Source organism: Microbacterium plantarum (assembly GCF_035231185.1).
Classification (GTDB): domain Bacteria; phylum Actinomycetota; class Actinomycetes; order Actinomycetales; family Microbacteriaceae; genus Microbacterium; species Microbacterium plantarum.
Map to the genome: position 1 here is coordinate 2,435,124 of NZ_CP141117.1, position 23,809 is coordinate 2,458,932.

At 70.7% G+C, this 23,809-nt stretch carries 22 protein-coding genes; 10 read left to right on the plus strand and 12 right to left on the minus strand.

Annotation, left to right across the window (positions count from 1 at the left end; all coding sequences use genetic code 11):
• Nucleotides 1–21 precede the first annotated feature (21 nt).
• On the plus strand, nucleotides 22–294 hold the full coding sequence (locus tag VC184_RS11905; RefSeq protein WP_112617334.1) for a helix-turn-helix domain-containing protein: 273 nt from the start codon (nucleotides 22–24) through the stop codon (nucleotides 292–294).
• A gap of 4 nt (nucleotides 295–298) precedes the next feature.
• Here the strand turns inward: VC184_RS11905 and VC184_RS11910 are convergent, their stop codons facing one another.
• The gene (locus VC184_RS11910; RefSeq protein WP_274178854.1) at nucleotides 299–880 is read right to left on the minus strand and encodes a hypothetical protein; all 582 of its coding nucleotides are present in this window, start codon (nucleotides 878–880) and stop codon (nucleotides 299–301) included.
• A gap of 141 nt (nucleotides 881–1,021) precedes the next feature.
• Here VC184_RS11910 and VC184_RS11915 point away from each other — a divergent pair, with 141 nt between their 5' ends.
• The gene (locus tag VC184_RS11915) at nucleotides 1,022–1,453 is read left to right on the plus strand and encodes an Rv3235 family protein (protein WP_274179036.1); all 432 of its coding nucleotides are present in this window, start codon (nucleotides 1,022–1,024) and stop codon (nucleotides 1,451–1,453) included.
• Between the two features lie 4 nt (nucleotides 1,454–1,457).
• Here the strand turns inward: VC184_RS11915 and VC184_RS11920 are convergent, their stop codons facing one another.
• Nucleotides 1,458–2,681 (minus strand): pyridoxal phosphate-dependent aminotransferase, encoded by a 1,224-nt coding sequence (locus tag VC184_RS11920; protein ID WP_274178855.1) that lies wholly within the window; start codon nucleotides 2,679–2,681, stop codon nucleotides 1,458–1,460.
• Nucleotides 2,682–2,741: 60 nt separating this feature from the next.
• Nucleotides 2,742–5,531 (minus strand): preprotein translocase subunit SecA, encoded by a 2,790-nt coding sequence (secA, locus tag VC184_RS11925; protein ID WP_112617338.1) that lies wholly within the window; start codon nucleotides 5,529–5,531, stop codon nucleotides 2,742–2,744.
• Nucleotides 5,532–5,691: 160 nt separating this feature from the next.
• On the opposite strand from secA, the gene VC184_RS11930 reads away from it, so the two are divergent.
• On the plus strand, nucleotides 5,692–7,017 hold the full coding sequence (locus tag VC184_RS11930; protein WP_274178857.1) for a hypothetical protein: 1,326 nt from the start codon (nucleotides 5,692–5,694) through the stop codon (nucleotides 7,015–7,017).
• Between the two features lie 72 nt (nucleotides 7,018–7,089).
• On the opposite strand, the gene hpf is transcribed toward VC184_RS11930, so the two are convergent.
• The 5 genes from hpf to mtrA all read right to left on the minus strand — a co-directional run bounded on the left by hpf (nucleotide 7,090) and on the right by mtrA (nucleotide 12,632).
• Nucleotides 7,090–7,752: a ribosome hibernation-promoting factor, HPF/YfiA family gene (hpf, locus tag VC184_RS11935; protein WP_112617340.1), complete on the minus strand. Its 663-nt coding sequence runs from the start codon at nucleotides 7,750–7,752 to the stop codon at nucleotides 7,090–7,092.
• Between the two features lie 93 nt (nucleotides 7,753–7,845).
• Nucleotides 7,846–8,511 (minus strand): ComF family protein, encoded by a 666-nt coding sequence (locus tag VC184_RS11940; protein WP_323986317.1) that lies wholly within the window; start codon nucleotides 8,509–8,511, stop codon nucleotides 7,846–7,848.
• 89 nt (nucleotides 8,512–8,600) lie between these two features.
• The gene (locus VC184_RS11945; protein ID WP_323986319.1) at nucleotides 8,601–10,274 is read right to left on the minus strand and encodes an LpqB family beta-propeller domain-containing protein; all 1,674 of its coding nucleotides are present in this window, start codon (nucleotides 10,272–10,274) and stop codon (nucleotides 8,601–8,603) included.
• The gene (gene mtrB / locus VC184_RS11950; protein ID WP_274178859.1) at nucleotides 10,274–11,944 is read right to left on the minus strand and encodes an MtrAB system histidine kinase MtrB; all 1,671 of its coding nucleotides are present in this window, start codon (nucleotides 11,942–11,944) and stop codon (nucleotides 10,274–10,276) included. The genes VC184_RS11945 and mtrB overlap by 1 nt, the downstream gene beginning before the upstream one ends.
• Before the next feature lie 7 nt (nucleotides 11,945–11,951).
• Complete coding sequence (gene mtrA, locus VC184_RS11955; RefSeq protein ID WP_112617343.1) at nucleotides 11,952–12,632, minus strand: MtrAB system response regulator MtrA; 681 nt, start codon at nucleotides 12,630–12,632, stop codon at nucleotides 11,952–11,954.
• A gap of 142 nt (nucleotides 12,633–12,774) precedes the next feature.
• On the opposite strand from mtrA, the gene VC184_RS11960 reads away from it, so the two are divergent.
• The 5 genes from VC184_RS11960 to VC184_RS11980 are packed head-to-tail and all read left to right on the plus strand — an operon-like array spanning nucleotide 12,775 to nucleotide 18,090.
• Nucleotides 12,775–14,025, plus strand: coding sequence for a hypothetical protein (locus VC184_RS11960; RefSeq protein WP_323986321.1), 1,251 nt, complete (start codon nucleotides 12,775–12,777; stop codon nucleotides 14,023–14,025).
• Entirely contained in the window at nucleotides 14,022–14,654 is a 633-nt protein-coding gene (locus VC184_RS11965) for a DUF4129 domain-containing protein (protein ID WP_323986323.1), read from the plus strand. The genes VC184_RS11960 and VC184_RS11965 overlap by 4 nt, the downstream gene beginning before the upstream one ends.
• On the plus strand, nucleotides 14,651–15,820 hold the full coding sequence (locus VC184_RS11970) for a DUF4350 domain-containing protein (protein ID WP_323986325.1): 1,170 nt from the start codon (nucleotides 14,651–14,653) through the stop codon (nucleotides 15,818–15,820). The genes VC184_RS11965 and VC184_RS11970 overlap by 4 nt, the downstream gene beginning before the upstream one ends.
• On the plus strand, nucleotides 15,817–16,782 hold the full coding sequence (locus VC184_RS11975) for an AAA family ATPase (protein WP_269267817.1): 966 nt from the start codon (nucleotides 15,817–15,819) through the stop codon (nucleotides 16,780–16,782). The genes VC184_RS11970 and VC184_RS11975 overlap by 4 nt, the downstream gene beginning before the upstream one ends.
• A 6-nt stretch (nucleotides 16,783–16,788) precedes the next feature.
• Complete coding sequence (locus VC184_RS11980) at nucleotides 16,789–18,090, plus strand: DUF58 domain-containing protein (RefSeq protein WP_274178863.1); 1,302 nt, start codon at nucleotides 16,789–16,791, stop codon at nucleotides 18,088–18,090.
• Between the two features lie 262 nt (nucleotides 18,091–18,352).
• Here the strand turns inward: VC184_RS11980 and katG are convergent, their stop codons facing one another.
• Genes katG through VC184_RS11995 form a run of 3 tightly spaced genes read right to left on the minus strand, consistent with a single transcriptional unit; the run spans nucleotide 18,353 to nucleotide 22,231 of the window.
• Entirely contained in the window at nucleotides 18,353–20,698 is a 2,346-nt protein-coding gene (katG, locus tag VC184_RS11985) for a catalase/peroxidase HPI (RefSeq protein ID WP_274178864.1), read from the minus strand.
• A 40-nt stretch (nucleotides 20,699–20,738) separates the two neighbouring features.
• Nucleotides 20,739–21,176 carry a Fur family transcriptional regulator gene (locus tag VC184_RS11990; RefSeq protein ID WP_274178865.1) on the minus strand — a complete coding sequence of 146 codons (438 nt, stop codon included), beginning with the start codon at nucleotides 21,174–21,176 and terminating at the stop codon, nucleotides 20,739–20,741.
• A gap of 59 nt (nucleotides 21,177–21,235) precedes the next feature.
• Nucleotides 21,236–22,231 carry a stage II sporulation protein M gene (locus tag VC184_RS11995; protein ID WP_274178866.1) on the minus strand — a complete coding sequence of 332 codons (996 nt, stop codon included), beginning with the start codon at nucleotides 22,229–22,231 and terminating at the stop codon, nucleotides 21,236–21,238.
• 16 nt (nucleotides 22,232–22,247) lie between these two features.
• On the opposite strand from VC184_RS11995, the gene VC184_RS12000 reads away from it, so the two are divergent.
• Nucleotides 22,248–23,108: an RDD family protein gene (locus VC184_RS12000; RefSeq protein ID WP_274178867.1), complete on the plus strand. Its 861-nt coding sequence runs from the start codon at nucleotides 22,248–22,250 to the stop codon at nucleotides 23,106–23,108.
• Here the strand turns inward: VC184_RS12000 and VC184_RS12005 are convergent.
• A complete protein-coding gene (locus VC184_RS12005; protein ID WP_036305938.1) occupies nucleotides 23,080–23,286 on the minus strand; it encodes a DUF3499 family protein in 207 nt (68 codons plus the stop codon). The two genes, VC184_RS12000 and VC184_RS12005, sit on opposite strands and share 29 nt — an antisense overlap.
• 80 nt (nucleotides 23,287–23,366) lie before the next feature.
• Here VC184_RS12005 and VC184_RS12010 point away from each other — a divergent pair, with 80 nt between their 5' ends.
• The gene (locus tag VC184_RS12010) at nucleotides 23,367–23,807 is read left to right on the plus strand and encodes a metallopeptidase family protein (protein ID WP_023955399.1); all 441 of its coding nucleotides are present in this window, start codon (nucleotides 23,367–23,369) and stop codon (nucleotides 23,805–23,807) included.
• The last annotated feature ends 2 nt before the right edge of the window (nucleotides 23,808–23,809 follow it).

The window sequence follows — 23,809 nt, forward strand, 5'->3', positions numbered from 1 at the left end:
TCGCCCGCGGATAATGGGACCATGCCCGCCACGCCCGACAGCGCGCGCTTCCTGACGCCTTCCCAGGTCGCGGAGATGCTGCAGATCGAGGTCGACGAAGTGGTCGCGCTCGCCGTCGAGGGGCGTCTCGTCGGAGCGAAGGTCGGAACACCGCCCCGCTGGCGGATCGAGTCGTCCAGCGTCGAGGATTACCTCGACGCGCAAGTCGAGGACGCCCGCCGCGCCGCCCTGTGGCAGCAGTCGCAGGTCGCCAGCTTCCCCGAGCTGTGGGGGCGGCGGAACCGCAGCGACTGACTTCTCAGCCGTGGCCGCTCTGCAGGTGCAGGACCCGCAGAGCCGAATAGGCGATCATCCGGTGCCCCGTGACAGCGCTCGGTCGCCGCGGCTCAGCTGCGTCGTGCAGCGCGAGATCGAGGTGGTCGGCGCCCGCGCGATCGATCGTCCCCGCCCAGGTCTTTCCGCCCGCGACCACGATGTGCACGGGGACGCGACGGCGCGCCAGGTCACGCAGCACGAACCCGAGCGTCATCCGTTCCGACAGCGCCGAGCCGCGTCCCGCGGGACGCGCACTGCGGAGCAGATCAGGTTCCGCGAGGACGACCGACGACGCAGCGGCGAAGGGCACGACGGCGGCACCGGGGCCGTCCGCGCGGTCCAGGCCCACCCAGTCGGCTCCCACCCCCGTCAGGCGGCCGCGGATCGGATCACCGGCGGCCACATCGACGGTCACCTCTGCGCCGATCGATTCCTGAAGCCGCTCGCGCAGAGTCAGCCGCGAGAGTCGCAACCGCTCGGCCTCGGTGTCGAGCGCCGCTCGCTCGGCCTCCCACTCGGAGTCGAGCTGGTGTTCGAGATCCTCGAAGAACCGCCGCCATCGCACCCCGTGAGGCTAGCGGTGACGCGGCGCACCCCGAGGGCGCTTTCCACAGGTTGGAGGATTCTCATCCGGCCAGATTCGGCGGTGTGCTGTACTCGTCGGCGTTGACACAGCCGATGGAAGGAGGAGCGTGCGATGACGTCGATGAGCGCGAACCAACCCCGCCGGTACCCCCGCATCGGGTCCTCGCTCGACGTCGCCGAGTACTTCGCAGCGCAGCCGACGTCGACGGCAGATCTGCCCGATCCCGAGCCGCTGATCCGCAACCTGACCCGCGGGGTCCTCGAGGTGCTGGCGGGAGTGCGCGAGGTCGAGCAGCTCGCTCGATGGCTGAGCGAGGATGCTTTCCGCGTTCTCGTCACGCGCGCGAATCTCGCGGCGCGTGCACGCAGTGCCCGACAGGTGACGCCGGCGCGGCCCGTCCACTCGATCGTCTCGGTCCGCACGTGCGAGCCGGCGGACGGCGTCGTCGAGGGCACGGTGGTCGTCACCACTCCGCATCGGACGCGGGCCGTCGCGCTCCGGCTCGAAGGCCTCGACGGGCGGTGGCGCGCGACGTCGCTCGCCCTGCTGTGACGGGCTACTGCTTGTAAGACGAGAGGAAGTTCCCCAGCCGCTCGATCGCCTCGGTCAGCACGCGCGCCTCGGGCAGCGTGACGATGCGCAGGTGATCCGGATCGGGCCAGTTGAAGCCGGTTCCCTGCACCAGCAGCACGTGTTCCGCGACGAGGAAGTCGTAGACGAGCTTGCCGTCGTCATGGATGTCGTAGACCTCGGGGTCGAGGCGCGGGAAGGCGTACAGCGCACCCTCGGGCTTGTGACAGGTCACGCCGGGGATGCTCTCGAGACCCTGCCATGCGGCATCCCGCTGCTCGTGCAACCGCCCCGACGGGGCGATGAGCGCCTCGATCGACTGCACGCCCGACAGCGCCGCCTGCACCGCGAACTGCGCCGGCACGTTCGGGCACAGCCGCGTGGATGCGAGCAGCTGGATGCCCTCGAGGAAGCCCTTCGCGTGCGCCTTCGGCCCGGTGATGACGAGCCAGCCCGACCGGTATCCGGCGACGCGGTACGTCTTGGAGAGGCCGTTGAAGGTCAGGCAGAGGAGATCGGGAGCGAGCGTCGCCAGCGGGATGTGGGTCGCCTCGTCGTAGAGGATCCGGTCGTAGATCTCGTCCGAGAGCAGAAGGAGCGAGTTCTCACGGGCGATCTGCACGATGCCTTCGAGTACCTCGCGGCTGTAGACCGCGCCCGTGGGGTTGTTGGGGTTGATGACGACGATCGCCTTCGTCTGCGGGGTCACCTTCGAGCGGATGTCGTCGAGGTCGGGCTCCCAGCCCTGAGCCGAATCGCACAGGTAGTGCACGGGCTTGCCGCCGCCGAGGCTCGTCATGGCGGTCCACAGCGGATAGTCGGGCGCTGGGATCAGCACCTCGTCGCCCTCGTCGAGGAGAGCCTGCATCGTCATCGTGATGAGCTCGGAGACACCGTTCCCGAGGTAGACATCGTCGGGATCGACGTGCGGGAACCCGGGAACCTCCTCGTACCGCGAGACGACGGCGCGCCGCGCGGAGAGGATGCCGCGGCTGTCGCTGTAGCCGTGCGCGTTGGGCACCGACTCGATCATGTCGCGGACGATCTGGAAGGGGGCCTCGAACCCGAAGATGGCGGGGTTACCGGTGTTGAGCTTGAGCACCCTGTGGCCGTCGGCCTCCAGTCGGTCGGCCTCGGCCAGGGCGCTGCCGCGAATCTCGTACAGGACGTCCTTGAGCTTCGATGACTGATCGAGGATTCGGCGGTTCATCCGATCAGGATATCCGGGGGTCGAGCGGGCCGATCGACGATGCGTGGCCCGCTCGCCGGATCACTTCTTCTTGCCTGCGGCGCGTCGTGCGGCGCGGTTGCCCGCGTCGCCGGCGTCCTCGGCCGTGCCTGTCTTCTGGCCGAACGCGCCGCGCGGTGCGTCGGCGGGCGCCTCCTGCTCCGCGGCGTGCTGACGGGCCTTCGCCGTGGCGCTCTTCTGCACCTGACCGCGGTCGTTGCGTACCTCGACCTCGCCCGATCCGGTGTCGCTCGGGGCGGAGTATTCGAGCTTCTGCGTCTCGACGGGCGTCGGGGTGAGCCCCTTGGCGTCGACCTCGCCGCTCTCGGCGGAGCGCACCTCGACCTCGAGGTTGTAGAGGAAGCCGACCGACTCCTCCTTGATCTGGCTCATCATCGACTGGAACATCTCGTAGCCTTCGCGCTGATACTCGATGAGCGGGTCGCGCTGAGCCATGGCCCGCAGGCCGATGCCGTCCTTGAGGTAGTCCATCTCGTAGAGGTGGTCGCGCCAGCGGCGGTCGAGCACCTGCAGCACGACGCGCCGCTCGAGCTCACGCATAGCGGGTTCGCCGAGCGCCTCCTCGCGGTTCTGGTAGGCGATCTTCGCGTCGGAGAGCAGCTCGCGCTTGAGCACCTCGGCGGTGATCCGCCCCTTGTTCCCCGCTTCCGCGACGACCTCGTCGATCGTGACACCCACGGGGTAGAGCGTCTTCAGCTCGGTCCACAGAGCGTCGAAGTCCCAGCTCTCGGTGTGGCCCGACGATGTGTGGTCGTCGATGACGGCACTGATGGCGTCTTCGATGAAGTGCTGCACGCGCTCCGACAGGTCGTCGCCGTGGAGCACCTGGCGGCGGTCGGCGTAGATCGCCTCACGCTGACGGTTGAGGACGTCGTCGTACTTGAGGACGTTCTTGCGGATCTCGGCGTTGCGCGCCTCGACCTGCGCCTGCGCGCTCTTGATCGCCCGCGAGACCATCGACGACTCGATCGCGACGTCCTCGGGGAAATTCGTCCGCGCGAGGATCGCCTCGGCCGCGCCCGACTGGAACAGACGCATCAGGTCGTCCGTCAGCGACAGGTAGAACCGGCTCTCACCGGGGTCGCCCTGACGGCCCGAACGACCGCGCAGCTGGTTGTCGATTCGGCGCGACTCGTGACGCTCCGTGCCGAGGACGTACAGACCACCGGCTGCGACGACCTTCTCGGCCTCTTCGGCGACGGTCTCGCGGACCGACGCGAAGACCTCGTCCCACGCGGCCTCGTACTCCTCCGGGGTCTCGACGGGGTCGAGCCCGCGCGACTTCATCTCCTGGACGGCGAGGAACTCCGCGTTGCCGCCGAGCATGACGTCGGTACCGCGACCGGCCATGTTGGTCGCGACCGTGACGGCGCCCAGGCGGCCGGCGCGGGCGACGACCTCGGCCTCACGGGCGTGGTTCTTGGCGTTGAGGACCTCGTGCTTGACGCCCTTCTTCGCGAGCAGGCGCGAGAGGTACTCGCTCTTCTCGACGCTCGTCGTGCCCACGAGCACCGGCTGACCCGTCGCGTGACGCTCGACGATGTCCTCGACCACCTGCGCGAACTTCGCGGTCTCGTTCTTGTAGACGAGATCGGGCTGGTCCTTGCGGATCATCGGCTTGTTCGTCGGGATCGGGACGACGCCGAGCTTGTAGGTCGACATGAACTCGGCCGCCTCGGTCTCGGCGGTACCGGTCATGCCCGAGAGCTTGTCGTAGAGGCGGAAGTAGTTCTGCAGCGTGACGGTGGCCAGCGTCTGGTTCTCGGCCTTGACCGGAACGCCTTCCTTCGCCTCGATGGCCTGGTGGATGCCCTCGTTGTAGCGGCGGCCGACGAGGATACGGCCCGTGTGCTCGTCGACGATCATGACCTCGCCGTTCATCACGACGTAATCGGTGTCGCGCTTGAACAGGGCCCGCGCCTTGATCGAGTTGTTCAGGAACGAGATGAGCGGGGTGTTCGCCGACTCGTAGAGGTTGTCGATGCCGAGGTAGTCCTCGACCTTCTCGATACCGGGCTCGAGCACTCCGACGGTGCGCTTCTTCTCGTCGACCTCGTAGTCGACACCCGGTTCGAGGGTGAGGGCGACGCGCGCGAACTCCACGAACCAGCGGTTCGCCTCCCCCGACGACGGCCCCGAGATGATGAGCGGGGTCCGGGCCTCGTCGATGAGGATGGAGTCGACCTCGTCGACGACCGCGAAGAAGTGGCCGCGCTGCACGAGGTCTTCGCGGCGCCACGCCATGTTGTCGCGCAGGTAGTCGAACCCGAACTCGTTGTTGGTGCCGTACGTGATGTCGGCCGCGTACTGCTCACGTCGGACCTCGGGGGTCTGACCCGAGACGATCGTCCCCGTCGTCATGCCGAGCGCGCGATAGACGCGACCCATGAGCTCGGACTGGTACGAGGCGAGGAAGTCGTTGACGGTGATGACGTGGACGCCCTTGCCCGCGATGGCGTTCAGGTAGGCCGCGAAGGTGGCCGTCAGCGTCTTGCCCTCACCGGTCTTCATCTCGGCGATGTTCCCGAGGTGGAGGGCCGCACCGCCCATGACCTGCACGTCGTAGGGGCGCTGACCCAGCGTGCGCTTGGCGGCCTCGCGGACCGCGGCGAACGCCTCCGGCATCAGCCGGTCGAGCGTCTCGCCGGCCTCGTGACGCGTGCGGAGCTCGGCGGTCTCGTTCCGCAGCTCGTCGTCGGTGAGGCGGGCGTAGTCCTCTTCGAGCGCGCCCACGGCCTTGACGATCTGCTGCAGGCGGCGCAGCACACGGCCCTCACCGGCGCGGAGCAGTTTCTCGAGAGGGTTGGCCACAGCGGATCTCCATCTGTCGGGTGCGCCGACGCCACGTCGGCCGCGCCCGCGCGTACGCACGGGCATATGGAGCCATGTTATCGGCCCGTGACCTTGGCGTCGCCTGCGAGAGACGACGACATCCCCTCCTCCGCCGACCGCCGAGACCTAGGATCGGAACATGGCTGGATTCTGGGGCAGACGCAAGCGGGAACAGCAGGACGTCGCGGACGCGGACGCGAACCTGGCACGCGAGGCCGACATCGCCCTCGTCGGGGCGGACGAGCGCCTGCGCGTCACGAGCGACGAGATGGTCTTCGCCGAGGCCGAGCTCGGCGAGGAGGCCACGGCTCCTCTGCGCGAGGCCATCGCCGCCGTGCGCCACCACCTCGGTGAGGCGTTCCACCTCAAGCAGCTCAACCACGACGAGATCCCCGACACGCCGGAAGAGGTGCGCACGCGCAACGCGCGCATCGTCCAGCTGTGCGAGTGGGCTCAGGATCTGCTCGACGACCGTGTATCGGCCCTGTCGGAGGCGATCGAGCGCGCGCGGCGGGCGCCCGAGATCCTCGCCGGCATCCGCGCCGACGTCGCCACTCTGCGCGAGCGCATCGACCCCGCACGCGCCGTCATCGACCGGGTCTCGAGCCGCTATCACCCCGACGCGCTCAACCGGGTCAGCGGGAACGCGGACGAGGCCGCCGGACTCCTCGAGTTCGCCGAGCACGGGGCGGATGTCGCCGAGCGCCGGCGTGCTGCCGGCGAGCGCGGGCCGGCCAACATCGCGCTGGAGACGGCGACCGAAGCGGTGCGCCGCGCGCGCACGCTGCTCGACGCGGTCGACGACTTCGAGGTCGAAGCGCTGCGAGCGCAGTCGACGCTCGCCGATGTCGTGGCCGACTCGCGTGACGACCTCGTCGCCGCGCGGACGGCACCGCAGACCCCGGCGGTCACCACCGCGATGGCGGAGCTCCAGCAGGCGCTGACCCGCGTCAGCCCCGCCGGTTCGAAGGGCGACCCGTTCGCCGAGCTGTCGATGCTCCGCGAGAAGAACGCCGCGCTGGACGTCGCCGTCGACACCGCCCGCGAGCGGGCGGCCCGCCCGATCCCGCCCGAGAGCCACGTGCGACACGCCATCGACGACGCCGACCGACAGTTGTCCGTCGCGCGCAGCGTCATCGCCGGACACCGCGGCTGGATCGGTGCGGACGCGCGCACGCGACTGGCCGAGGCCGAGAGCCTGCGACTCGGGCTCGCCCCGGTCGGTCCGATCCCCGAGGACGATCGCGAGAAGGCGCTGGCCGACGCGCGGCGCTGCGCCGCTCTCGCCGGCGAAGCCCTGCAGCTCGCCCAGCGCGACATCGACGGCTCGCGCCCGAACGACGGCTGGGGCGGCCCCGGAGGATACGGCGGCGGCTGGGGCGGTCGCGGCAGCGGCGGCAACATGGTCGGCGGCATCCTGGGCGGTCTCGTGATCGGCAGCATGCTCGACGGCATGTTCGACTGACGGCCCGGTTTCGACCGGCACACGACGGGGGCGGATGCCGTGATGGCACCCGCCCCCGTCGTCGTCCTCAGGTCAGGACGCCAGCTCGGCCTCCGGCGGGGCGGCTGCGGTCAGCGAGATGACACCGTAGTCCCAGCCCTTGCGGCGATACACGACGCTCGGGTGGTCGGTGCGCGCGTTGATGAACAGGAAGAAGTCGTGGCCCACGAGCTCCATCCGGTCGACGGCTTCCTCGACGGTCATCCATTCAGCACCGAACTCCTTCGTGCGGATAACGACGGGCGTGTAGTCCTCTTCCTCCGCCGAGTCGCCGATGACGGGCACCTCGCCCGTCGCCACGGCGCGCAGGACGTCGACCGACGCCGGTTCGACGTCGATGCCTTCCAGGGCTCCGGTTCCCTTGTCGAGCTTGGCCCCTCGGGGGTGGTTCCGCGCGTCGACCCGCTTGTCCTTGGCGCGACGCACCTGCTCTACGAGCTTGTCGACCGCGAGGTCGAGGGCGACGAACTTGTCGCCGTCCGTGGCCTCGGCCCGAACGATCGGTCCCTTTCCGGTGAGGGTCAGTTCGACGGTCTCATCATCCATGCGCCCGTTGCGGTAGGCGTGATGCGTGACCTTGATGTCGAGGCGCTGCGCACGGGGTGCGAGCGTCTCGATGCGACTGGACTTCTCTTCAGCCACCGTGCGGAAGCGATCCGTGATCCCGACTCCCACGCCGACGATGCTGGTTTCCATCCTGACCTCCTTGCTCCGGTCCGCCCGGTTCAAGGGCGGACCTTCGTTCGCCTTGGTCTCCCCCACGCTAGTGCGGCGAGCGAGCAATGTCACTCATGAACCGCCAAGAATATCTCCGACCGTCATCCGCAAGGGCGTGTCCGCGAGCACGACGGCGCCGACGACGCGTGAGCCGGCCTCGCGGAGCGCACGCTGCGCCTCGCGCAGCGTCGCCCCGGTGGTCATGACGTCGTCGACGATGACAGCGGCCGTCGTCCCGGGCCGTGCCACGAACGAGCCCGCGACATTCCGCTGCCGCTCGGCGCGGTCGAGGCGGCGCTGATCGAGGACGCGGCCGCGCACGCGGAGCCGACGTGCCGTGCGGACGTCGCCGTGCCGTGCGATCATCTCGGGCACGGCGTACCCCCGTCGTCGTAGGGCCGCCCGAGACGGCGGAACGGGAACGAGCACGGCGTCCTCCCACCCCGCATCGCGGACGAGGCCTGCCACCAGACGGCCGAGGGGGCGGCACAATCCGGTGCGGCCGTCTTCCTTGAGCGCTCGGATGATGCGTGCCGCAGCGCCCTCGTACCGCGCGAGGCTCCGGACGTCGAGACCGTCGGCATCGCGCCGGCGCGGCCGCGGGAGCTCCGCGACGCACGTCGCGCAGAGCGCGCGTCCCGGTGCGTCGCATCCGGCGCACCAGACGGGCATCAGGAGGTCGAGCGCGTCCGCGAGGTGTTCTCGCCAGGACTCGGGATGGGAGGCGATCGGCTGCACGCTTCCATGCTGTCGAGGCGCTCGCGTCGCCCCTGGCACCGAACCTCCCCGTTGTGGAAGAGAGCGCCGACACGGTCGGTGGGGAGGAGTCAGCGCGGCGAACCCTGTTGGCTGGCGAGCACCCGGATGCCGCCCGCGACCGTCGGCCAGGCCTGGCCCTTCTGCGCGTAGAGCACGCCCTCGCCGTCGAGCAGCCGCACGGCGCGCAACTGATTCGTCGCTGCGATGGCGACCGGCCCCGCCGGCGCCGTGATCCGCTCGCCGAACCCGCCCACCGACTGCGAGATGACGACATCGGCGTCGCCGTCCTCGGCGAGGACCGCGATGGTCGAACCGTCGACCCAGCTCGCGTCGATGCCCGTACCCGGCAGCTGGGTCACGGTTTCACGATCGCCGAGCCCGACGGGCGAGCCGTCGTCGTCGCGGAGGATGCCGGCGATCCACAGCGCCGGGCGCGAGCCGTCGCGAACCAGGGCGGCGATGCGCGTTCCGTCCCGTGACACCTCGATGCTCGAGATCTGCGATGCGCCCGGCCAGGCGTTCGCGATGGAGACGACCGTTCCGTCCGCCCCGGTCGCCGTCAGTCCCGACGGCGCACTGGCGGGAACGCTCCAGATGAATCCCTGCGGATCGATCGTGGGGTCGATCAGGCCCGCCCGCTCGTCGACGATCTCGAAGGTGGCGTCATCGCGCGCGCGCACGACGGCACCGGCGGCCGTGCGCACAGCGGCCGCACTCCGGTCGGTCCCCACCTGGATCGACTCGGGGTCGAGGTCGGGGATGACGGTCGACAGCCCGGGCAGCGGCTCGATCTCGGAGCCGGAGAGGAACCCGAAAGCGTCTTCGGTGAGCACGGCGGGTCGGACGTCGACGCGGATAGGACGGACGTCCACCGCCTGCGCAGCGACGGGCTCGCCGTCGACCGACATCTGGGCGCCGCGGATGCCGGCGGACTGGAGGCTCGCGTCGAGCTGCGCCTGCATCCGGTTGCGGGTCTCGGGCACGATCGCGAGCGCAGACTGCGACAGCGGCACCTGCGCAACGCCCCCCTCGAGCGGAACCGCGCGGGTCGCGAGCTCGAGGCTCTCGGGGAACGCCGAGTACACCGCGCCGGACAGCCACGGGCTCGGGTCGCCGTCGATGAGGGCCTCGGTGATGTGGGTGGCCGCGTTGGTCGCCGGAAACCAGCGACGATCGGGCACGAGATACGTCCACGAGCGATCGAAGTACATCACGGAGTATTCGCGGAAGACCGCTTGGAACCGGGCGCGGTCGAGCACGACGCCGTCGGGGGCGTCCGAGATGCGCCACTCGCCGTCCACCTCGACGAGAGCGAAGTCGAGCGGCATGGATCCGCCGTCGGTCACCGACAGCGCGCCGGACGCGTCGACCGCGGCCTCAGGGGTGATGGAGACCGTGACGGTCCCGTCGCCGGCGACGGTGTACACCCGTTCGCCGGGAAGGTCGATCGTGGCGCGCGCGGTCGGCTGCCACGACGATCGGAAGTCCGGTGCGAGGAACTGCCGGGCGGTCCCCCAGTCGTCCCGAGGCCCCGACCCGGCCGCGAGGAAGCCCGCGACGATCTGCTGCGGCGTTGCTCCCGGGGGCGGATCGTCGGGCAGGAACGAGAAGTCGACCGAGCCGGCTTCCTGATCGATCGGGGCGCCCGCGACGACCGGACCGGAGGTCGGCAGCCCCGTGCAGCCCGCGAGCAGCAGCACGAACAGCATCCCCAGGACGGCGGCGACCGGGCGCAGACGCATCACGACGAGCCTTTCGCGGAACGAGGAAGGGAGATCGGCTGGGTCAGGCCCAGGTCGTCGAAGGGTACGCCATCCTCACCGGGATCGACCGGGAGCGGGGAGTGCCCGTCGAGCGGCTCGCTGCGTCGAGGGATGGTGAGCACGAAATTCGTTCCGCGCCCGAGCTCGGACCACACCGCCAGGGTGCCGCCGTGGAGCCGCGCGTCGCCGAGGGCGATCGAGAGCCCCAGGCCGGTGCCCCCGATGGTGCGCTTGCGTGACGGATCGGCGCGCCAGAAACGGTCGAAGACGCGCTCGGCGTCGGCCGGGCGCATCCCGAGGCCGTAGTCGCGCACGCCGATCGCGACCGCTCGGGCATCGCTGTCGACGCTGACGACGATCGGTCGGCCTTCGCCGTGCTCGATCGCGTTGCCCAGCAGGTTGCGGACGATCCTGCGCACGCGTCGCGGGTCCATCTCCACGGGCGAGTAGCCCCCGGGTGCCACGAGGCGCACGTCGCTGCCGTGCTGCTCCGCGAGCTGCTCCATCGATGCGATGACATCCTCCGCGAGCTGCGTCATGCTCGTCGGCTCGCTCTCGAGCTGCACCGAGCCCGCGTCGTAACGGCTGATCTCGAGCAGATCGGTCAGCAGCACCTCGAACCGGTGCACCTGGTCGTGCAGCAGCTCCGCGGCGCGCGCCGCCACCGGATCGAACTCCTCGCGCCGATCGTTCAGCATGTCGGAGGCCAGCCGGATCGTCGTCAGCGGCGTGCGCAACTCGTGCGAGACATCCGATACGAAGCGCTGCTGAACCTGCGAGAGCTCCGCCAGCTCCTTGATCTGGGACTCGATGCTGTCGGCCATCGCGTTGAAGGACCGTCCGAGGGTCGCGAACTCGTCCTCGCCGCGCACCTGCAGCCGCACCGCGAGGTCTCCCGCCGCCAGTCGCGAGCTGCTCTCGGCGGCCTGGGCGATCGGCTCGGTGACCGAGCGCAGCACGATCCACGAGATCGCGCCGATGAGGACGACCAGCCCCACGCCGACGATCCACAGCGTGATCTGGACGAAGCCGAGCGTCTGGGCCTCGCTGGCGAGGTCGTACCCGAGATACAGCTCGTAGGCGCCTACCTCCGGCAGCACGATCTGCTGCCCGACGACGATGCCGGGCACCTGCCCGCCGCCGGAGACGGCGAAGCCGACGGGCTGCCACCACTGCAGCTCGTCGTCGCTCTGCACCTGTGCGCGAAGCGCGTCGCTGATGCGGTCGGCCGGGAGACCCGCCGAGTCGAAGTCCTGCGGCGCGATGGCGGACGGTTCCGAGGAGATCCGGAAGGCGGCGATGCGATCGGTCGAGGACTGCCGCTGGATGGACGTGCGCACGCTCTCCATCAGGTTGTCGACCGCGACGACATCGCCCCCGACCTCGGCGGCATCCAGGGTCGCCTGCGCCGACTGGGTCGCGCGCTGAGCCTCTCCGAGGAGTTGCGAGGTGCGCGACTCGAAGAGGTCGTTCTGAATCGCCAGCGACATCCACACCAGCGCCACGGTGATCGTCAGCGCCGTGGCACCCAGCGTGATCGCGACGGTGCGGAACCGCAGCGATCGTCGCCAGGTCCGGGCGAGCCGCCGCCCCCAGGACCGCCAGCCGTGCGTCGCGACCGTCGCCGTCGTGACGGTGCGGATGGGCATCGGAGCGTCAGATGACGGCGCCGGCGCGATAGCCGACGCCGCGGACGGTCGTCACGATGCGCGGGTTGTCGGGGTCGATCTCGACCTTCGCCCGCAGCCGCTGCACATGCACGTTCACGAGCCGCGTGTCGGCCTTGTAGTGGTAGCCCCACACCTGCTCGAGGAGCATCTCGCGCGAGAAGACCTGCTGCGGCTTCGAGGCGAGCGCGACGAGCAGCTCGAACTCCAGCGGCGTCAGCGCGATGGCGTCGCTGCCGCGCCGGACCTCGTGGCCCTCGACGTCGACGACGAGATCGCCGATGCGCAGCGACTCGGAGGCCGACGCGACCGCGGGGCGCAGGCGCGTGCGGATGCGGGCGACGAGCTCCTTGGGATTGAACGGCTTGACGATGTAGTCATCGGCGCCCGACTCGAGCCCGCGCACGACGTCGGCCGTGTCGGTGCGCGCGGTCAGCATGATGATCGGCACGCCCGACTCCGCACGCACCTGCGTGCAGATCTCGATGCCGTCCACGCCGGGGAGCATGAGGTCGAGGAGGATGAGGTCGGGTTTCTCGGTGCGCCAGGTCTCGACAGCCGCCGCGCCGTCGGCGCAGAAGACGGTGTCGAACCCCTCGGTGCGCAGCACGATGCCGATCATCTCCGCCAGTGCGGTGTCGTCATCGACCACCAGGATGCGAGAAGTCATGGGCGGCGTTCGTCTTTCGGCTCGGGCTCGCGCGCGACGTGCGCGTATTCACCGTACCCGACCCACGGACCCGCGACTCCGGATGCCGCGCCCTCGTGTGACACGATGGGTTCGACCGAGCCGACTGTTCCAGGAGTGCATCGTGACGTCATACCCCGCGTGGACGCCGGCGCCGCGTCCCGGCATCATCCCGCTTCATCCACTCTCGTTCGGGGTGATCCTGGGCCGTTCGTTCTCCGCCCTACGGCAGAACCCCAAGGTGCTGCTGGGCTTCGCGCTGGTCGTGCAGACGGTCGCGATCCTCGTCGCCACCGCGGGCATCGTCGCGGTGGGCTTCGCGACCTTCGGCCGACTCGCGTCGCTGCGCCCCGGCACCGACGAGTTCGAGACGGTCCTGGCCGGGTCCATCGCGATCAGCGGGGCGACGGCGCTGGTGCTGTCGCTGGCCTCCGGCGCGCTCGGCGTACTCGTGCAAGGCGTCGTGGTCAGCGAGGTGGCCCATGCCGTCGTCGCCGAGAAGCACACGCTCGGCGCGCTGTGGCGGCGGGTGAAGCCGGTGGCGTGGCGACTGATCGCATACTCCGCTCTGGTCTTCCTCATCGTGGCCGTCGTCATCGGCGTCCTCGCCGCGGGCGTCATCGGGCTCGCCGTGAGCGTGGGGCCGGCGGCGATCGTCCTCGCCATCCTCCTGGCCCTGTCGGCGATACCGCTCAGCCTGTGGCTGAGCACGAAGCTGCTGCTGGTGCCCTCGGTCATCGTCCTCGAGCAGGCGAGCGTCTTCGGGGCGATCGGGCGATCCTGGCGGCTCACCCGCGGCCGGTTCTGGCCGACCCTCGGGATCATCGTCATCATCTCGACGAGCTTCGGCATCCTCGCGCAGGTCATCAGCGTGCCCTTCTCGTTCGTCACGATGGGGCTGACATCGGTCATCACTCCCACCGGCGACCCCGAACCTGGGCAGATCATCGCCCTGCTCGTCGGCACGCTGTTCGCCCAGGCGTTCGTCACCCTCATCCAGACCATCGCGGTCATCGTCCAGTCGACCGCCGGCGCGCTCGTCTACATCGACTGCCGGATGCGCCGCGAGGGACTCGACCTCGATCTGTCGGCGTACATCGATCAGCGCGATGCCGGCACGCCTGCGCCCGATCCGTATCGGCGAAACGTGGGACGCGCGATGGACGGACGCTGGCAGCCGCCCGCGGCCTATGCTGGCACGCAGCCGGGCTACCCGCCGCCGCCCACACAGTACCCCGGCTATCAGCCCGTTCAGTCCCCGCCCGCCGGATCGCCCGCGCCGCAACAGCCCGCCGCGGCAGCCGAGCCCCCCGTCGCACCGGCGGACCGCCCGTCGTCGACCGACTGGACCGCTCCGGGCGCTGACCGCGCATGAGGCTCTTCGCCACCCCGATCGCGCCCGACCCGGACGAAGCCCGTCGATGGGCGGAAGAGGAACTGTCGAAGACCGCGTACCAGGAAGCCGAGCCCACCCCGATCGACCGCTTCGCGCGCGGCGTCGTCGACTTCTTCGCGGCTCTCTTCAGCGGGCAGGTACCCGCGACGCTCGGCCCGTGGCTCGCGGTCGGCGCGATCGTGGTGCTGCTGGTGCTGGTCGCCGTGGCGATCCTCATCTGGGGGCGTCCCCGCGCGGTCGTCCGCTCGCGCGCGAGCGTGCCGCTCTTCGGTGACGACGAGACGAGAAGCGCCGCTCAGCTGCGCTCGGACGCCGAGGATGCCGCGCGCCGCAGCGCGTGGGACGAAGCCATCGTGCTGCGGATGCGTGCGCTCGCCCGTGGACTCGCCGAGCGGACGATCGTCGACCCGGCCCCGGGCACGACCGTGCATCGCTTCGCTGCTGAGGCGGGGCGCGCCTTCCCGGCAGAGAGCGTCGAGCTCGAAGCGGTGGCGCGGACCTTCGACGACGTTCGCTACCTTCGACGCCCGGGAACAGCCGAGGGCTACGCCGCCGTGCGCACCCTCGATGAGCGACTGGCCGGTGCGCGGGTCGAGGTGCCCGTATGAGTGCGGGGGTCGCGACGTCGTCCGCCGGCCGTCGATCGCGCTCGGTGCTCGGCTGGGCGACGGTGACCGCCGGCCTTCTCGTCGCCGGCCTCGCCGTCGCCGCCATCGCCGGCATCAACACCATGCCGGCACAGGGCCTCCTCGATCCGGAGGCCGCCGGGCCGGAGGGCTCGCGCGCACTGGCCGAACTGCTGCGCGATCGCGGCGTCGAGGTCGAGATCGCCCGCGACCGCACGGCCGCCCTCCAGGCGCTCGAGGGCGGCGACGCGACGCTCGCGATAGCCGACACCGCACCCCTCGACGACGACGACCTCCGGGAGCTGCGGGATGCCGCCTCCGGCGTCGTCCTGCTCGAGCCGCGCACCCGCGATTTGCGTGTGCTCCTCGGAGACCCGCGCAGCGCCGGCTTCGGCGACGGCTCAGCCGTCGCACCCGCATGCGACCTGCCCGCCGCAGCCGTCAGCGGGCCGGTCCGGCCGGGCGAGGTGTTCACCGGAGACGGCGCAGACCGCACCTGTTACGCGGCCGGCGACGGCTACGGCCTCATCGTCTCGGGCCGCGGCGCCGACACCGTCGTCGCTCTGGACGCGACCGCGCTGCTGGTCAACCAACGGCTCGACGAAGCGGGCAACGCCGCGCTCGGCCTGAATCTGCTGGGCGGCACCGGCACCGTCGTGTGGTACCTGCCGTCGATCGGCGACGGTTCTCTCACCGCCGCGCCGTCGCTGGGCGAGCTCACGCCTCCCTGGGTGACACCGTCGATTCTCCTGCTCGTCGCCTCGGCCGTCGCGGCCGCCATCTGGCGGGGCCGGCGCTTCGGCCCGCTCGTGGTGGAGAATCTGCCCGTCACCGTCCGCGCGTCCGAGACCACCGAGGGGCGGGCACGCCTGTACGCCGCGTCAGCCGACCCCGTGCACGCGCTCGACCAGCTCCGCCGCGAGACGTTGCGCCGCATCGCGCGACTGCTGGGACTCGGCGCCGCAGACGCCGGCGCGATCGCCGATGCCGCGGCGAGCCGCATCGGAGACGATCGCGCGCGCGTCCGCGGCATCCTGCTCGATGACCTCGCCCGTAACGATCGCGACCTCGTCGACGCCGCCGACCGTCTGCGCGAGGTGGAAGCAGCAGTCCTCCGATCCGTCCGTCCCGAAAGGAACACCCCATGAGCGAGACCGCACCCGGCGACCTGCGCGAGGCGATGAACCGCGTCCGGCTCGAGGTCGGCAAGGCCGTCGTCGGACAGGACGGGGCCGTCACGGGCCTCCTGATCGCGCTTCTCGGCCGCGGACACGTGCTGCTCGAGGGCGTGCCCGGCGTCGCCAAGACGCTGCTCGTGCGCACCTTCAGCCGAGCGGTCGGCCTCGACACCGCCCGCATCCAGTTCACCCCCGACCTCATGCCGGGCGACGTCACCGGATCGCTCGTCTACGACGCCCGCGCCGGGGAGTTCGAGTTCCGTTCCGGACCCGTCTTCACCAATGTGCTGCTCGCCGACGAGATCAACCGCACGCCGCCGAAGACGCAGGCCGCGTTGCTCGAGGCCATGGAGGAGCGCCAGGTCTCGGCCGACGGCGTCTCGCGTCCGCTGCCCGATCCGTTCCTCGTCGCCGCGACGCAGAACCCGGTCGAGCACGAGGGCACCTACACCCTGCCCGAGGCCCAGCTCGACCGCTTCCTCCTCAAGCTCGTGATCGACCTGCCCGCGCGCGACGACGAGATCGCCGTGCTGCGCCGCCACGCCGACGGCTTCCGACCCGGATCCCTCGAGAGCGCGGGCGTGTCGGCGGTCGTCACCGCCGCCGAGATCCGCGCCGCCCAGCAGGCCGCGGCCGCTGTGGCGGTTTCCGACGACGTCCTCGGCTACGTCGTGGATCTCGCCCGGGCGACCCGGCAGTCCCCCTCGGTCCAGCTGGGCGCGAGCCCGCGTGCCGCGACCGCGCTGCTCGCCGCCGCCAAGGCGTGGGCCTGGCTGGGCGGCTACCCGGCGATCACGCCGGACCACGTGCAGACGATGCTCGTTCCCGCGTGGCGCCACCGGCTGCAGCTGCGCCCGGACGCCGAGATCGAGGGCGTCTCCGCGGACACGATCCTCAGCTCTGTGCTGCAGCAGACCCGCGTACCGATCTGAGGCGTCGTGTACCTCTCCGGCCTGTTCGTGCTGCTCGTCGCCGCCGGCGTCGTGCCCGTCGTGCTCGCCCCCGCGGCGGGGCTCGATGCGGCGTGGGCGGCGCTCGCGTGGATCGGGCTGTGCCTCGTCCTCGCCACCGTCGACGTCATAGCCGCCGGACCGCTGCGCACCGTTGAGATCGAGCGTCGCATCCCCTCACGCGCGCGGGCGGGCGAGCCCGTCGAGACGAGCATCCTGTTGCGCAATCCTGGAGCCCGCGGCATCCGTGGTCTCCTTCGCGACGGCTGGCAGCCGACCGCCGGTGCCGGCGACGCGCGCGCCGCCGTCGACCTTCCTGCGGGTGAGCGGAGAGCTGTCGCCATGCCGCTCCTCCCCCGGCGCCGGGGCGAGCTGCGCTCGGCGTTCGTCGCGCTGCGCAGCCGCGGCCCGCTGGGGCTCGCGGGGCGGCAGCGGGTGATCGCGGCACCGGGTGCGCTGCGCGTGCTGCCCCCGTTCGCCTCGCGTCGGCATCTGCCGTCGCGGCTCGCCCGGCTGCGCGAGCTCGACGGCAACACGAGCGTCCAGGTGCGCGGGCGCGGCACGGAGTTCGACAGCCTGCGCGAATACGTGCGGGGTGACGACGTCCGCTCCATCGACTGGCGTGCGACCGCCCGCGCCGGGACGACGATGCTGCGCACCTGGCGTCCGGAACGCGATCGACACGTCGTGATCGTCATCGACACGGGCCGCACCAGCGCATCGCGCGTGGGTGACGGTGTCCGTCTGGATGCCGCGATGGAGTCGGCGCTGCTGCTCAGCGCCCTCGCCCAACGTGCCGGCGACCATGTCCATCTGCTCATGTTCGACCGTGCTCGGCGCGCGCGGGTCACCGGCATCGACGGCCCGCGGTTGCTGCCTGCCCTCGTGGACGCGATGGCACCGGTCGAGCCGACGCTCATCGACACCGACTGGAACGCCGTCCTCACGGAGGTGCGTGCGCTGACGTCGCGGCCCTCTCTCGTGGTGCTGCTGACCGCGCAGGACGCCCCCGATGCCGCCCGGGGTTTCCTCGGAGCCCTGCCATCGTTGACGGAGCGCGCCACCGTTCTCGTCGGGTCGGCACAGGATGCACCCGAGGCTGCGCCGGCTGAGCGTACCGCCGAGGACGTCTACCGCGAAGCCGCGATCGCGCACGCCACGCGTGATTCGGAGTCGGTCGCGGCGGCGATCCGTCGCGCCGGCGGCGCCGCCCTCAGCGCGACGCCCGACGTGCTGCCCCCCGCGATCGCCGACCACTACCTCGCACTGAAGGCCGCCGGCCGCCTCTGACCCAACCCGCAGCCGTGCTCTACCCGTGCCCGCGTTGCAGCGTCCCTTTCACCTGGCAGCTCGCGCCCTCTCGCGCCTCAAGTTTGGGCACCAACTGCCAACCCAAACCCGCAGCCCCTGCTCACCTGGCAGCTCGCGCCCCTACGAGACCCAGGTTGGGGCCCCAACTGCCAACCCGAACCCGAACCCGAACCAGCGCGAGCAGCGACGACGAAGGCCCGCCCCGGGGAATCGGGACGGGCCTTCGCAGGGATGCTGCGGGTCAGCGCAGGTCGAACCGGTCGAGCTCGGTGACCTTGGTCCAGGCGGCGACGAAGTCGCGCACGAACTTCTCGCTCGCGTCATCCGAGGCGTACACCTCGGCGATGGCGCGCAACTCCGAGTTGGAGCTGAACAGCAGGTCGACGCGCGTGCCGATGCCGATCTCCGAACCGTCGGCGTTCACGCCGCGGAAGGCGTGCGAGCCGGGGTCGAGCGGCTTCCAGGTGGCGCCGAGGTCGAGCAGCTTCACGAACACGTCGTTCGTCAGCACGCCCGGACGCTCGGTGAACACGCCGAACGACGATCCGTCGTAGTTCGCTCCCAGGGCGCGAAGGCCACCGACGAGCACGGTCATCTCGGGAGCGCTCAGCGTCAGCAGGTTCGCCTTGTCGATCAGGTGGTGCTCCGCCGGCAGGAACGCGTTCGGGCCGTAGTAGTTGCGGAACCCGTCGGCGACCGGCTCGAGGTGGCTGAACGACAGCTCGTCGGTCTGCTCCGCGGTGGCGTCGGTGCGTCCGGGACGGAAGGGAACCGTCACCTCGACGCCGCCGTCGCGCGCGGCCTTCTCGACACCGGCGTTGCCCGCCAGCACGAGGAGGTCGGCCAGCGAGACCTTCTTGCCGTCGGCACGGCCGTCGTTGAACGACGCCTGCACGCTCTCGAGCACGCCGAGCACGCGCTGCAGCTGGGCCGGGTTGTTGGCCTCCCAGTCCTTCTGCGGGGCGAGACGGATGCGGGCGCCGTTGACGCCGCCGCGCTTGTCGCTGCCTCGGAACGTCGAGGCCGCGGCCCACGTCGTCGAGACGAGCTCGCTCACGGTCAGGTCGGTCGCGAGGATGCGCGCCTTGAGGTCGGCGGCATCCGCGTCATCGATCAGCTCGTGGTCGACGGCGGGCAGCGGGTCCTGCCAGATGAGCTCCTCCTGCGGCACCTCGGGTCCGAGGTAGCGGGCGATGGGGCCCATGTCGCGGTGCGTGAGCTTGAACCAGGCGCGGGCGAACGCGTCGCCGAAGGCCACCGGGTCGTCCTTGAAGCGACGCGAGACCTCGTCGTAGGCGGGGTCCATGCGCAGCGCGAGGTCGCTCGTGAGCATGCGCGGCTCGCGGCGGCCGTCGGAGTGCGCGAGCGGCACCATGTCGGCACCGGCACCGTTGACGGGACGCCACTGGTGTCCGCCGCCGGGGCTGCGCATGAGCTCCCAGTCGTAGGCGTAGAGGATGTGGAAGAACTCGTTGTCCCAGCGGGTGGGGTGATACGTCCAGGTGACCTCGAGGCCCGACGTGATCGTGTCGTCGCCGTGGCCGGTGCCGAAGTTGTTCTTCCAGCCCAGGCCCTGCATCTCGACGCCCGCGGCCTCGGGGTTGTCCTCGAGGTTCGAGTCGGGGGCCGCGCCGTGGGTCTTGCCGAAGGTGTGGCCACCGGCGATGAGGGCGACGGTCTCCTCGTCGTTCATGCCCATGCGGCCGAACGTCTCACGGATGTCGCGGGCCGACTTCAGCGGGTCGGGCTCGCCGTTCGGACCCTCGGGGTTGACGTAGATGAGGCCCATCTGCACGGCGGCGAGGGGCTTCTCGAGGTCACGGTCGCCGGAGTAGCGCTCGTCGGCGAGCCACGTCGTCTCGGGGCCCCAGTACACGTCGTCGTCCGGCTCCCAGACGTCGGGACGGCCGCCGGCGTAGCCGAAGGTCGAGAAGCCCATGGACTCCAGCGCGACGTTGCCGGCGAGGATCATGAGGTCAGCCCACGAGATCGACTGGCCGTACTTCTTCTTGACGGGCCACAGCAGGCGCCGAGCCTTGTCGAGGTTGACGTTGTCGGGCCAGCTGTTCAGGGGGGCGAAGCGCTGCTGGCCGGCCCCACCGCCGCCGCGGCCGTCGGTGACGCGGTACGTGCCGGCCGAGTGCCAGGCCATACGGATCATGAGCGGGCCGTAGTGACCGAAGTCGGCCGGCCACCAGTCCTGCGACGTGGTCAGGACCTCTTCGATGTCCTTCTTCACGGCGGCGAGGTCGAGCGACTCGAACGCGGCCTTGTAGTCGAAGTCCTCACCGACGGGGTTGGCCACGGCGGGGTTCTTCTTCAGGATGCGCAGGTTGAGCTGGTTCGGCCACCAGACGTGGTTGGCGTTGCCGACCGTCGGGTGAGGCTGTCCGCCGTGCGATCCGTGGCCGTGCCCCTGTCCCTGCTCGCCGCCGTGGATGACGGGGCAGCCGCCGGCGTCGTTGGAACGCGGCCGGGTCTCGCCGTCGGCGCGCTCGTCTTCGGGTGTGTCGATGGGGGTGACCGCCTGGTCGGTGTCGGTCACGTCCTCGCCGATGGGCGCGGACTGCTGGTCGCGATCGCTCATGGGGATCCTTCCGTTGGGGGTTTTCGGGAGAGAGAGAAGATCAGGATGCTGCCGGGGGCGCGGATGCGGCGCACGCCGCACACCGACCCCAGTAGGTCACCTCGGCCGAGGCGACCTCGAACCCGTGGTCGTCGGACGGGTGCAGGCACGGCGTGTGCCCGACGGCGCAGTCGACGTCTTCGACCCGGCCGCACTCGGTGCACACGAGGTGGTGGTGGTTGTCGCCGACGCGCAGCTCGAACAGCATGGAGCGGCCGGCGGGCTCGATGCGCCGAGCGAGACCGGCGTCGGCGAAGTCGTTGAGGGCGTTGTACACCGACTGCCGACTGGTCTGCGGCATCCGCTGGACGACGGCCGCATAGACCTCGTCGGCACTGGCGTGGGGGCTCGCATGCAGAGCGTCGTAGACGGCGGAGCGGGACTCGGTCACACGCAGACCGAAGGCGCGGATGGCCTCGGGAGCGGTCGCGATCGTCATGCCCCGATCGTATCCGGCATTTTTGATCAGATCAAATTAAGCCGCGGTGAACGCGCTCGTCAGCCCGCGACGAGACGCGGGGTGCCGGCCTCGTATTCGGTGAGGTCACCGGTCTCGCCCCGCCGCGCCGCGATGCGGCCCAGGCCCAGCATGTATGCGAGGAACACGGCGAGGGCCAGTGCACCGATGCCGATCTTGATCGGCCACGGCCAGGGCTGACGCGTCACGAAGCCCTCGACGAGCCCGGAGAGCGCGAGGGCGAGGATCAGTCCGATCGCCACCGTCGCGAGGGATCTGCCGGCGGCTGCGAGCGCCTCGCCGCGGCTGCGCCGCCCGGGCGCGACCCACGCCCAGAAGATGTGCAGACCCGTCGCCCCGGCCACGAAGATGCAGGTGAGCTCGAGCAGGCCGTGCGGTGCGATGTGCAGCAGGAAGACGTCGCCGCGGTCGAACGAGATGAGGATCGCCGCTGCCTGACCGATGCTGACGGCGTTCTGCATGAGCACCATGACCGGCCACAGGCCGGTGATCCCGAACAGCACGCATTGGGCGGCGATCCACGCATTGTTCGTCCACACGGTTCCCGCGAACACCGCGGCGGGGTTCTCGCTGTAATAGGCGGTGAAGTCGTTCTCGGCATACTGCTCGAGCTGCGCCTGCGAGCCGAGGGCGGCGACCGCGGCCGGATCGCCCGAGACCCAGAAGGCGACGAGGGCACTGATCACGACGAAGCCGACGGCGACCGCCAGCGTGGTCCAGCGCACGCGGTACAGCGCGGCCGGCAGCTGCTGCAGGAAGAAGCGGGGCAGCTGCCGGAGCACGTTCTCGGGGGCTCCGGTCAGCCGCAGACGTGCGCGCGACAGGATCATCGAGAGCCGATCGCCCTCGACGCTGCGACCCGCCGAGGTCTTGATGTCGGCGAGATCGGCCGACGCCGCGCGATAGCGGGTGACCAGTTCGTCGACCTCGTCGCTCGACAAGCGGCGGGCGCGGCCGAGCGCGTCGAGCCGATCCCATTCGGCGCGACGCGCGGCGACGAGGGCGTCGAGGTCCATTTGCTTAACTGTACCCATGACCACGCCCGCTCCCCCGGTGCAGATCGCCCAGGACGAGATCCTCACCGGCGAGGCGGTCGCACTCGACGTTCAGCCCCTCGGCTTCTTCCTCCGCGCGCTCGGAGCTCTCATCGACGTCCTCTGCGGCGTCGCGCTGCTGCTGCTGTCCTACTTCGTCGGAGGCTTCGTTGTCGGGGGCCTCGGCCTCGAGAACCTGTCCGGAATCCTCGTCGTCTCGGCGCTCGTCCTCGTGCTCGTCGTCATCCCGACGGCGATCGAGACGCTCACGCGCGGCCGCAGCCTCGGGAAGCTGGCGGTCGGCGGTCGCATCGTCCGCACCGACGGTGGCGCCACCGGATTCCGACAGGCCTTCATCCGCGCCCTCGTCGGTGTGCTGGAGATCTGGTTCACCTTCGGCGCACTCGCGGGGATCGTCGCGACGTTCACCCCGCGATCGACCCGCCTCGGCGACATGGTCGCGGGAACGTACTGCGAACGCACGCGCGCGCCCCGCCTCCCGACCCCCGCCGGGCCCGTCCCCGGTCAGCTGCAGGAATGGGCGGAGGTGGCCGATGTGGGAAGACTGCCCGACCGCATCGCCCGACGGGCGACTCAGTTCGCACGCTCGGCCGAGGGCATGGAACCGGGGGCGCGCTCGCGCTCGGCGGCGATGATCGCCGCCGAGATCGCACCTTTCGTCTCACCCCTGCCGCACTCGGACCCGGAGACGCTCGTGCGAGCGGTCGTGGCGGTGCGACGCGACCGCGAGTACGCCGCGATCATGCGAACCGACGAGCGCGCAGCGGCGCTCGTCGGCGCGGCCCAGGGGACGCCGCGCGGATTCCCGGTCAGACCCGCAGGGTCTCGTGCCGGATGACGACCCAGCCCTTCGGCACCGACAGGCGCTCGGTGTGGATGGCGCAGAGGTCGTGCGCGTGCGGGTCCGTTCCGCCGCCGAGCGGACCCAGGGCGGCCATCTGGTCGCCGTAGTCGAAGGTGAGGGTCGTCACGGCCTCGCGGGCGCAGCCCACCTTCGAACACAGTCTCTCGCGCATCGCATCCACGGTAACGCCGTGTACCCCGTACGTCCGGATGCCGCGCCGAGCCTCCGCCCCTCGCGGCATAGGATGGCCTCATGATCCGGCGTCGTTCCCGACCCGTCCCGCCGCGGCGGAACCGGCCGTCGCGGCACGGCCGTCATGGCCGCGATGACCGGAGCCCCGTCGTGCGGCCGCCACTCCCTCCCCTCGAGACGCGCTCCGAGCGATTCGATCTGTCGGTGGGCACCGCTGCTGAGTTCCTGCGCAGCGCCTGGCCCGAGCTGCGGGAGGTCCGCTTCGAGGTCGCCGGGATGCCCGCGGCGAGCGACGAAGACGGCATCCCTCGCTGGCAGGTCTTCGCCGCCGAGAAACGGATCGTGCTGTACCGCCTGCCGATAGAGCGCTTGAACCGACTGCACCGGAACGACGACCTGCACCGCCGGATGATGGTCGAGAGCTGCGTCTTCCGCGCTGCGGCCGAGTACCTCGATCGCGACCCGTGGGATCTCGGGCCCGATCGCTTCCGCTTCCTCTGACC

Bases quoted from the DNA above. Each gene is read 5' to 3' on its own strand.
- VC184_RS11905 (WP_112617334.1), top strand. From the start codon at position 22: ATGCCCGCCACGCCCGACAGCGCGCGCTTCCTGACGCCTTCCCAGGTC.
- VC184_RS11915 (WP_274179036.1), top strand. From the start codon at position 1,022: ATGAGCGCGAACCAACCCCGCCGGTACCCCCGCATCGGGTCCTCGCTC.
- VC184_RS11920 (WP_274178855.1), bottom strand. From the start codon at position 2,681: ATGAACCGCCGAATCCTCGATCAGTCATCGAAGCTCAAGGACGTCCTG.
- VC184_RS11930 (WP_274178857.1), top strand. From the start codon at position 5,692: ATGGCTGGATTCTGGGGCAGACGCAAGCGGGAACAGCAGGACGTCGCG.
- hpf (WP_112617340.1), bottom strand. From the start codon at position 7,752: ATGGAAACCAGCATCGTCGGCGTGGGAGTCGGGATCACGGATCGCTTC.
- VC184_RS11945 (WP_323986319.1), bottom strand. From the start codon at position 10,274: ATGCGTCTGCGCCCGGTCGCCGCCGTCCTGGGGATGCTGTTCGTGCTG.
- mtrB (WP_274178859.1), bottom strand. From the start codon at position 11,944: ATGCCCATCCGCACCGTCACGACGGCGACGGTCGCGACGCACGGCTGG.
- mtrA (WP_112617343.1), bottom strand. From the start codon at position 12,632: ATGACTTCTCGCATCCTGGTGGTCGATGACGACACCGCACTGGCGGAG.
- VC184_RS11965 (WP_323986323.1), top strand. From the start codon at position 14,022: ATGAGGCTCTTCGCCACCCCGATCGCGCCCGACCCGGACGAAGCCCGT.
- VC184_RS11970 (WP_323986325.1), top strand. From the start codon at position 14,651: ATGAGTGCGGGGGTCGCGACGTCGTCCGCCGGCCGTCGATCGCGCTCG.
- VC184_RS11975 (WP_269267817.1), top strand. From the start codon at position 15,817: ATGAGCGAGACCGCACCCGGCGACCTGCGCGAGGCGATGAACCGCGTC.
- katG (WP_274178864.1), bottom strand. From the start codon at position 20,698: ATGAGCGATCGCGACCAGCAGTCCGCGCCCATCGGCGAGGACGTGACC.
- VC184_RS11990 (WP_274178865.1), bottom strand. From the start codon at position 21,176: ATGACGATCGCGACCGCTCCCGAGGCCATCCGCGCCTTCGGTCTGCGT.
- VC184_RS11995 (WP_274178866.1), bottom strand. From the start codon at position 22,231: ATGGACCTCGACGCCCTCGTCGCCGCGCGTCGCGCCGAATGGGATCGG.
- VC184_RS12000 (WP_274178867.1), top strand. From the start codon at position 22,248: ATGACCACGCCCGCTCCCCCGGTGCAGATCGCCCAGGACGAGATCCTC.
- VC184_RS12005 (WP_036305938.1), bottom strand. From the start codon at position 23,286: ATGCGCGAGAGACTGTGTTCGAAGGTGGGCTGCGCCCGCGAGGCCGTG.
- VC184_RS12010 (WP_023955399.1), top strand. From the start codon at position 23,367: ATGATCCGGCGTCGTTCCCGACCCGTCCCGCCGCGGCGGAACCGGCCG.